The sequence below is a fragment of the Rhodoferax sp. genome (assembly GCF_039922535.1).
Classification (GTDB): domain Bacteria; phylum Pseudomonadota; class Gammaproteobacteria; order Burkholderiales; family Burkholderiaceae_C; genus Rhodoferax_B.
Window position 1 is genome coordinate 1 of sequence record NZ_JBDTEM010000071.1, and the last position, 8599, is coordinate 8599.

Consider the following 8599-nt stretch of genomic DNA (forward strand, 5'->3'; position numbering starts at 1 on the left):
GGTCGTGGGTCACGTAGATCATGCTGGCGGTGCCGATGTCTTTGTGCAGCTTGGCGATTTCCAGCCGGGTTTGAACGCGCAGCGAGGCATCCAGGTTGGACAGGGGTTCGTCGAACAGGAACACATCGGGTTCGCGCACGATGGCGCGGCCAATCGCAACGCGCTGGCGCTGGCCGCCGGAAAGCTCTTTGGGCAGGCGCTTGAGCAGCGGGTCGAGCTGCAAAATCTTGGAAGCCTTTTTGACACGCTGCTCTACCGTCTCCGCATCGGTCTTGGCCTGCTTCAGGCCGAAAGCCATGTTGTCGTACACCGTCATGTGCGGGTACAGCGCATAGCTTTGGAACACCATGGCCACACCGCGGCGCGACGGTGGGGTTTCGTTCATGCGCTGGCCGTTGATGCTCAGTTCGCCGCTGGTGATGTCTTCCAGGCCCGCAACCATGCGCAGCAGCGTGGACTTGCCGCAGCCCGACGGACCGACAAAAACCACAAATTCGCCCTTGTCAATGTCCAGATCGACCTTGCGGATGGTGTCGGGCAGGTGGCTGGCATAACGCTTGTGGACATCGCGGAATCGAATTTCAGACATAGAGGTCTCCTACTGTTTTTAAGAAATGTTGGGGTAGGTGGAACAAACTTAGCCCTTGACGGCACCTGCCGTCAGGCCGCCCACGATCTTGCGTTGGAATATCAGCACCAGCGCGATCAATGGCAGGGTGACCAGCACCGAGGCCGCCATGATCTTGCCCCAGGGGATTTCATACTTGTCGGCACCGCTGATCAGCGAAATCGACACCGGTACGGTGCGGTCGTTGTTGTTCAGCACAAAGGTCAGGGCGAACATGAACTCGTTCCAAGCTGCAATGAAAGCCAGCAAGCCGGTGGTAACCAGCGCAGGCCACATAACGGGCAAAAACACCTTGGTGATGATGCCCCATGGCGTGCAACCGTCCATGATGGCGGCTTCTTCCAGCTCTTTGGGCAGATCGCGCACAAAGGTGGTCAGTACCCACACGGTGAATGGTAGGGTGAACACCATATACGGCAGCGTCAGACCCCACCAGTGGTTGTAAAAGCCGATGGCCTGCATCAGCTCAAACATGCCCGACAGCACCGCCACCTGCGGGAACATGGACACGGCCAGCACCGTCAGCAGCAGCAAACCCCGGCCCCGGAACTGGATGCGGCCCAGCGCATAAGAAGCGGTGACGCCCAGAAATAGCGAGGCAATCACCACCAGGGTGGAGACCATCAACGAATTCAGGATGTGGCGACCAAACGGATGCTCGGCCACGGTGAACATGGCGATGTAGTTCTTGAACGACGGTGCCGCAGGCCACAGCGTGGAGCTGAACAGTTCGGTACCCGACTTCAGCGAAGTAACGATCGCGAAGTAAAAAGGAAACAGGCAAAACAACGCGATCACGGCGACCAGCAGGTATAGCCCGATCGTGCCCAGTATTTTTTGGTGTTGGTAGTTCATGGCCAATATCCTTACTTCGACATATCCACTTTGGACAGCTTCAGGTAGAGCACCGTGCAAGCCCCGATGATCAGAAACAGCACGGTCGAGGCTGCCGAGCCATAGCCCACATAGTTGTTGTCCACAATTTCACGCCGCACAAAGCCCGACATGCTGATGGTGTCTACGCTGTTGGAGGTCATCACGTAGATGATGTCGAACACCCGCAAGGCATCGAGCAAGCGGAAGATCACCGCCACCATCAAGGCTGGCCAGATCAGCGGCAAGGTCACCTTGAAAAACACGCGTACCGGATGGATGCCGTCTACGTGGGCCGCTTCATAACAATCGGTAGGCAACATTTGCAGCGCAGCCAAAATCAGCAGGGCCATAAACGGTGTGGTTTTCCACACGTCTACCAACACCACCGACCACAGCGCGTAGTGGGGATCGGCGGTCCAGGCGATGTTGTGGTCGATGATGCCAGCACTGCGCAGCAAGGCATTCATCACGCCAAACTGATCATTCATGATCCAGGCCCACATCTTGGCCGACACGATGGTCGGAATCGCCCAGGGCACCAATACCGCGGCACGGATGAACGAGCGGCCTTTGAAATTGGCATTCAGCACCAGGGCAAAAACAATCCCCAAGAACGTCTCCGTGACCACCGAGAAGAAAGAGAACGTAAAGGTGTTACGGATCGCCATGCCCCAGTCTGTACTCCAAAAACCATCGACTGCATTCAGATTGAACACACCGTATTCACCAAAATAGTTTTGGAAACCCACCATCTTGTAGGTGGAGTCGCCAATCGCTTCCAAGGAAGCATCGGTGAAGCTAAAGAAAATGGTGCGACCCAAAGGCCAACCGGCAACCAGTAGCAAAACGAGCAGCGTTGGTGCAAGAAAAATCCACGCGCTGCGGGTGCGCTCGCGGGTGAGTTCGGATGTTTTAGTGCGCATGGAAACTCCAAGGGGATCTAATTCCAATGCCACATCTATACGAGATTAGGCACGAAGCCGCAGACAGTGGTTTGCCACGGCAAGGCGAAGCAACGACATATTCGGATGGATGCGGCATTGGAAGAATGGCTGAACGAGCCGCTGCATGGCTAGCACGCAGCGGCCCGACGTTCAACGGAAGAGGCTTATTCCCACTTAGGACCGCGGCGAATCTGGCCTAACTTGGCTTCGAGCTTCTTAACGCTGTCAGCGCCCTTTTCTTTACCGGACAACACGTCGTGGGTCGCGTTCCAGAACGCAGCCGACACTTCGTTGTATTTGGCACCGGTGACGGTGGCGGGGCGGGGAACGGCACCCACAAAAGTGTCATACAAATCACCGAAGAAAGGGTTGGCAGCCAGTACGTCTTTGTCCTTGTACAGAGCCGCAATCGTCGGGTTGTAAGAGCCGCGGATGGCACGGTCTTTTTGTACCGCGGCGCTGGTCAGGTACATCACCAGATCCGCCGACTCTTTGGGGTGCTTAGAGTACTTGCTGACCGCCAGCTGCCAGCCACCCAGCGTGGCAGCGGTCTTGCCGCCATCGCCCTTTGGCAACGCGACGACACCAACCTTGCCCTTGACGGGGCTGTCAGCACCCTGGCTCAGCGACCAGGCGTAAGGCCAGTTGCGCATGAACACGGCATTGCCCTTTTGGAACACGCCACGGGCCTCTTCTTCACCATAATTCAGTACGCCGGTGGGGGCGATAGTGCCAATCCAGCCTGCAGCGGTATCCAGCGCTTTGGCCGCCTGGGGGTTATTGATGGTGATTTTGCCCGTGGCATCGATGATGTTGCCGCCACCGAAGCTGGACACCCATTCCACGCCGTCGCAGGTCAGGCCTTCATAGGCTTTGGCCTGGAACACAAAACCTTGCATGTCGGGGGCACCGGCTTTGCGCTCGCCTTCCATGACCTTGGTAGCGGTAGCGGTCAACTCAGCCCAGGTGGAAGGCGCTTTTTCGTTGTACTTGGCCAGCAAATCCTTGCGGTAGTACAGCACACCGGCATCGGTGAACCAGGGCATAGCCAGCAGCTTGCCGTCTACGGTGTTGTTGGCGACGATGGCAGGGAAATGGTCTTTTTGTGCGCCGTTGGCGTAAGGGGTCAAATCCAGCAAATGTTGCTTGAGCAGGCCAGGCCACACCACATCGACCGACAGCACATCCAACTCAGTAGCCTTGGCGGCAAACATCTGGCGGAACAGGCCCAAGATATCGCTGGAGGACTGGGGAATGCTCAGGTGCTTGACGGTATTACCGGTCTTGGCACTCCACTCATCGCCGGCCTTTTTGCAGAACTCGAAATCCTGGCCGACGGAGCCGCACGAAATGGTGACGGTAACGCCCGCTGCATGCGCGCCAATGGCACCCAGTGCGCCGAAGCTGATCAGCACGGCGGCTGCGGTTTTGGTCATTGCTGTCATGGAATGTCTCCTGTTGTGTTCGGTATCGGCCAAGGCGAATGTCGTGGTGTTACCCATGCCGAAGGCCGAAATTTTGTTGCGATTTAAAGCCAGTGCAGTATAAATTCAAAGCGCTTTGAATTGAACACTGGGTTTACCCGAGGAAACGCCAATCCTGGTTACTTTGTTACGTAAAGTCCGCCGTGGATAGGCCAATGGGTTGGCCACAGAACCCCTCGGCACCATGCAAAAAGCCCTCACTTGCCGCAACGGCAGGTGGGGGCTTTTCTCTTGCACGCCGGCTTGGCTCCCCTAAAGAAGCAAGCCATGGTGGACAGCGGACATCGCCGCCAAAAACTTAGAAGTCGTAGTGCACGCGCACTGCGCCGCCAGACGAGTTGGGAGCCGTGTTGGCACCGCCGCCTTTGGAGAACGAAACAGCGGGGGTGATGGTGGCACCCTTCACGTCAAAGAATGGAATCGCGTAGGCCGCCCAGAACGTGGTGACCTTCGAGTCTTCACCCACGGCATTTGCGGCCTTGCCAAACACGCTAGCAACCGTCAGGTTACCGAATGCACCCATCAGAGCAAACGTGCTTTGTTTCAGGCCATTGGTGTCTTTGCCTGACGCAAAGTTGCTGGTCAAGGTGAAGGCACCGAAGTTGTAGTCACCCGTCAAGCCGAAGCCGTTTTGGCGTGTGCCTTTGGTGGTGGCGGTAGTGCTGGTGGATGTGATGACCAAGGTCGTTGGGTCGAAGGTGTTCACCGTAGTAGTAGTCGACGAATCGCCATAGCGGATAGCTTCAATACCAGCGGCCAAATGCAATGGGCCGTTTGCGTAGCTCAACACAGGGCGCAAGCCGGTAGCGCCGCTACCTTTGCTGGACACGGCACCCAGTTCAAACGAGAAACCGCCACCCAACAGCAAGGTGCCCGCAGCACGGAAGGATGCGTTGCCATTGCCGTAGGCACCTTGGCGGCCACGCAGCACATTGGCTTGGTAAGGGGAGAAACCGGCATATTCAACCAGCACGTCGCCAGGGGTTTGGAACAGATTGGCGGCTTCGAAGCGGCCCAACTTGATGTCGGCGTTTTCGGTGCCTATCTGTGCCCACAAGTCATCGACACCAGCGGTGCCATCTGGATGCGCCAGATAGGTTGCGCGGCCAGCGATGAAGTACTTGGACCCCATCTTCTTGCTGCCATTGAGTTCGACGCGGCCCGACTGGGAAGCGCCACGGCCGTTATTTTCAACTTTGCTGTCCAACTCGATGTTGGCATCGATATCGACAGCGGCGAAAGCGGCGACGGACACCATCGCCATAGCGGCGAGTGCGGTGGCGCGGAGTGCGGTATTCAAAATGTAGCTCAAGGAAATCTCCTGTGTGTGTAAGTTTTTTGAAGGATTTGCGTCTGTGTTCAGGCAGGGCCTTGCGGAGCCCTTGGTTGCCACCAAAGATTCAAACCTGCCGCATTTTTGGTTAGCCGTGTGGAGAGAGGGATCAGGATGAACCCCAATAGTCATACAAATGAACTATCCATAACTTACTTCACACTTCTTTGCTATTAACCTACGCATGCATTAGTTACAAGAGGAGTACAAGTCAGCCTTTAAACTTGCTTTCCCCTCCCAGGGAGGCCCTTTTTAGCCACTTATCCCTGGTGTTCGAATGGCAATGGTTTACACCGATGTAACAATGCTGTAACCATACAAATAGGTGGCCGAATAGGAATTTAATTATTTTTCCGAATTCCGTCGCCCGTTGCAGAATTGCGACAAACACTAGGCTGCACCCGCTTCTGGCGGTATTGACAAGCCGTTACATTTAAATCGCATAGGCTACTATCGGCCGCCCGCCCCACCCACTACGCTCTTTAGATGTCACTGAAACGGATTGCCGAAGAACTCGGCCTGTCGCTCACCACCGTGAGCCGCGCCATGAACGGCTATCCCGAAGTGGCCGCCGCCACACGCCGTGACGTTTTGGAGGCTGCAGCGCGCATGGACTACCGGGCCGATGCCCGGGCCCGAGGCTTGGCCTTGGGTCGGGCCGATGCCGTGGGCATCGTGTTCCCCATCACCACGGGTGATTTGGGCGACCAGCAGTTCTTGCAGGTAGCCTCGTCGATGAGCGAGCGTTTCGCCCAGTCGGGTCTGGACTTGCTGATTGTGTCGGCATCGGCCGACGACGAGCTGGCCGCCTACGAACGGGCCATCACCGGTCGCCACATCGGCGTGTTTGTGGTGCCCCGCACCCGCGTGCGCGACCGGCGGCTGGAGCTGCTGCAAGCGCGCAATGTGGCGTTTGTGGCCTATGGTCGCAGTGCGTCGCTGACCTCCGAATACGCCTGGTTTGACTTCGACAACCTGGCCGGTGCTCGCATGGCCACCGACCGTCTGCTGCGCCTAGGCCACCGCCGCCTGGGCTATTTGGGCGCGCCCCCTGAATACAACTTTGCCGATCAACGTTTTGCCGGGTTTTGCGCCAGCCTGAAAGCGGCGGGCGTTCCGCTCAAACCGCTGGCGGTACAACGCAATGCCTTGGAGCGCAGGTCGGGCTATGCGGCCATGCAAAAACTGCTGGCCCTGCCCCAGCCCCCCACGGCTGTGCTAGTAGACAACAATTTGGCCGGTATTGGCGCGGTCCATGCCGTGCTGCATTCAGGTCTGGTACTGGGGCGTGACCTGTCGGTCATCGTGTATGACGGGCTGGGCTCGGACTCGGTGGTACGCACCACAGTCACCGCGGTAATGCAGCCCACACCCGCCTCAACGGGGGTGGCACTGGCCGAAATGACCTTGGCACGCCTGCGTGGCGAACCACTGGAGTCGCTGCAAAAACTGTGCATGCCCGAACTGGAAATCGGCGATAGCGACGGACCTCCGCTGGCCAGCTAATTCTCCTGACAGATTCCCTGTTGTTTGATCGCCGCCACCCGCGCGGCGTGAATCAGACCTCCGATGTCTTTGCCTTGCACGCCTTTTTCTTGGGCGGCCTTGGCAATCGGCTCGGTGGCAACCGACTGCGCGGCCTGCAGCACCGCTAACCAATGCGGGCGCTGCGGATAAAGCTGTTCGCCCAGGCCTAACCGACCACGCGCATCGCATTCACAGGCCAGCAGCGCATCCGCAAAACGCTTTGGCTTACGGAAAGCATCGGCGCGCTCCAGCAAACGCAAGGCGGCGGCGGCACTGATGTCCAACCCGCGGTGGATGTTGCCGTGCTCCCGCGCCACCACGTCTGCCAGATCACGGCAGTCGGTGGGTACGCGCAGGCGCTGGCACAGCACTTTGAGCAGATCGGCGCTGCGCATCTCGTGGCCGATGTGGCGGGGCAGGATGTCGGCTGGAGTTGTGGCTTTGCCCAGGTCGTGCGTCAAACACGCAAAACGCACCGGCAGCGGTGCCTGCAGCCGTGCGGCCATGTCCAGCACCATCATCACGTGGATGCCAGTGTCGATCTCGGGGTGGTAGTCGGCCCGCTGGGGCACGCCCCACAGTGCCGCCACCTCGGGCAGCAGCCGGGCCAGGGCACCGCAGTCGCGCAGCACCGCAAACATGCGCGAGGGCTGCGGCTCCATCAGGCCGCGGGCCAATTCTTGCCACACCCGTTCGGGCACCAGGGCATCGACCTCGCCTGCCGACACCATTTCGCGCATCAGGTCCATGGTCTCGGGGGCCAGGCTGAAGTCGGGAAAGCGTGCGGCAAAACGGGCCACGCGCAGGATGCGCACCGGGTCTTCACGGAACGCATCGGTGACATGGCGCAACACCTTAGCCTGCAGGTCGCGTTGGCCGCCAAAAGGGTCTGTCAATGCTTCAAAATTTACGTCCAATTGGCCGCTAGCGCTTATTAATCCTGCGGCGGCAGCTATTGAATTAATAGTAAGGTCGCGCCGGGCCAGGTCTTGCTCCAGCGTGACGTCGATGGCCGCGTGGACCGCAAAGCCGTGGTAACCGGGTGCCGTTTTGCGCTCGGTGCGGGCCAAGGCGTATTCCTCGTGGGTGCGTGGATGCAGGAAGACCGGAAAGTCTTTGCCCACCGGCAGGTAGCCCTGGGCGACCAAGGCCTCGGGCGTGGCACCCACCACCACCCAGTCGCGGTCGCCGCCGGTTCGGCCCAACAAGGTGTCGCGGACCGCGCCGCCGACTAAATAGATTTGCATCCGCCCAGTTTAGCGACCGCATTGGCTAGCGGCTAACGCGATACGGCTCCTCAAAGTCGAGAAAGTCTTGCTCAGCCAGGGCATCCGCAATCCACGCCTGCACACTGGGCAGAGCCGTCACACGCTCTACATACGCCTGGGCGACTGCGGGCAGTGGCAAGCCATAGGTGTTCAAACGCATGCAAATCGGCGCGAAAAACGCATCGGCGATGCTGAAATCCCCAAACAGCATGGGGCCACCATGGGTTTGCAGCAGTTCCGCCCACAGGCTGACTAGGCGTGCCACGTCGGCACGCACGGCAGCTTGGTCACGCCAAATGAGTTGCCCCACCACCGGCAGGCGGGCTTCGATGTTCATCGGGCAATGGCTGCGCAGGGCCCCAAAGCCGGAATGCATTTCGGCACACACACTGCGGGCCCGGGCGCGGGCATGCGGGTCGCGCGGCCACAGGTGTTTACCGGGTTGTTGCTCGGCCAAAGTTTCCGCAATGGCCAATGTGTCCCATACCGCCAGCGTGCCATCTACCCATACCGGCACTTTACCGACCGGACTCACTGCA

8 protein-coding genes are annotated in these 8599 nt (G+C 58.8%); 1 reads left to right on the forward strand and 7 read right to left on the reverse strand.

What is annotated here, in order from left to right:
- The 5 genes from ABI213_RS02840 to ABI213_RS02860 form a co-directional block, all read right to left on the reverse strand.
- The coding region (locus ABI213_RS02840) for an ATP-binding cassette domain-containing protein (protein ID WP_348026034.1) at positions 1-589 on the reverse strand (589 nt) is incomplete at its 3' end.
- Between the two features lie 48 nt (positions 590-637).
- Positions 638-1483, reverse strand: coding sequence for a carbohydrate ABC transporter permease (locus tag ABI213_RS02845; protein ID WP_348006660.1), 846 nt, complete (start codon positions 1481-1483; stop codon positions 638-640).
- Positions 1484-1494: 11 nt separating this feature from the next.
- Positions 1495-2427 carry a sugar ABC transporter permease gene (locus tag ABI213_RS02850; protein WP_348006661.1) on the reverse strand — a complete coding sequence of 311 codons (933 nt, stop codon included), beginning with the start codon at positions 2425-2427 and terminating at the stop codon, positions 1495-1497.
- Positions 2428-2612: 185 nt separating this feature from the next.
- Positions 2613-3893 carry an ABC transporter substrate-binding protein gene (locus ABI213_RS02855; RefSeq protein WP_348006662.1) on the reverse strand — a complete coding sequence of 427 codons (1281 nt, stop codon included), beginning with the start codon at positions 3891-3893 and terminating at the stop codon, positions 2613-2615.
- 337 nt (positions 3894-4230) lie between these two features.
- Positions 4231-5244, reverse strand: a complete 1014-nt coding sequence (locus ABI213_RS02860) for a carbohydrate porin (protein ID WP_348006663.1) — start codon at positions 5242-5244, stop codon at positions 4231-4233.
- 507 nt (positions 5245-5751) lie between these two features.
- Here ABI213_RS02860 and ABI213_RS02865 point away from each other — a divergent pair.
- Positions 5752-6771: a substrate-binding domain-containing protein gene (locus ABI213_RS02865; RefSeq protein ID WP_348006664.1), complete on the forward strand. Its 1020-nt coding sequence runs from the start codon at positions 5752-5754 to the stop codon at positions 6769-6771.
- On the opposite strand, the gene ABI213_RS02870 is transcribed toward ABI213_RS02865, so the two are convergent.
- Together ABI213_RS02870 and ABI213_RS02875 are read right to left on the reverse strand one after the other, a co-directional pair.
- A complete protein-coding gene (locus ABI213_RS02870) occupies positions 6768-8039 on the reverse strand; it encodes a multifunctional CCA addition/repair protein (protein WP_348006665.1) in 1272 nt (423 codons plus the stop codon). The genes ABI213_RS02865 and ABI213_RS02870 overlap by 4 nt on opposite strands.
- 25 nt (positions 8040-8064) lie before the next feature.
- On the reverse strand, positions 8065-8599 hold a 535-nt coding region (locus ABI213_RS02875; protein ID WP_348026036.1), incomplete at its 5' end, for a glutathione S-transferase.

Coding starts and splice junctions, on each gene's coding strand:
- ABI213_RS02870 (WP_348006665.1), bottom strand. CDS start 8,039: ATGCAAATCTATTTAGTCGGCGGCGCGGTCCGCGACACCTTGTTGGGC.
- ABI213_RS02855 (WP_348006662.1), bottom strand. CDS start 3,893: ATGACAGCAATGACCAAAACCGCAGCCGCCGTGCTGATCAGCTTCGGC.
- ABI213_RS02865 (WP_348006664.1), top strand. CDS start 5,752: ATGTCACTGAAACGGATTGCCGAAGAACTCGGCCTGTCGCTCACCACC.
- ABI213_RS02845 (WP_348006660.1), bottom strand. CDS start 1,483: ATGAACTACCAACACCAAAAAATACTGGGCACGATCGGGCTATACCTG.
- ABI213_RS02850 (WP_348006661.1), bottom strand. CDS start 2,427: ATGCGCACTAAAACATCCGAACTCACCCGCGAGCGCACCCGCAGCGCG.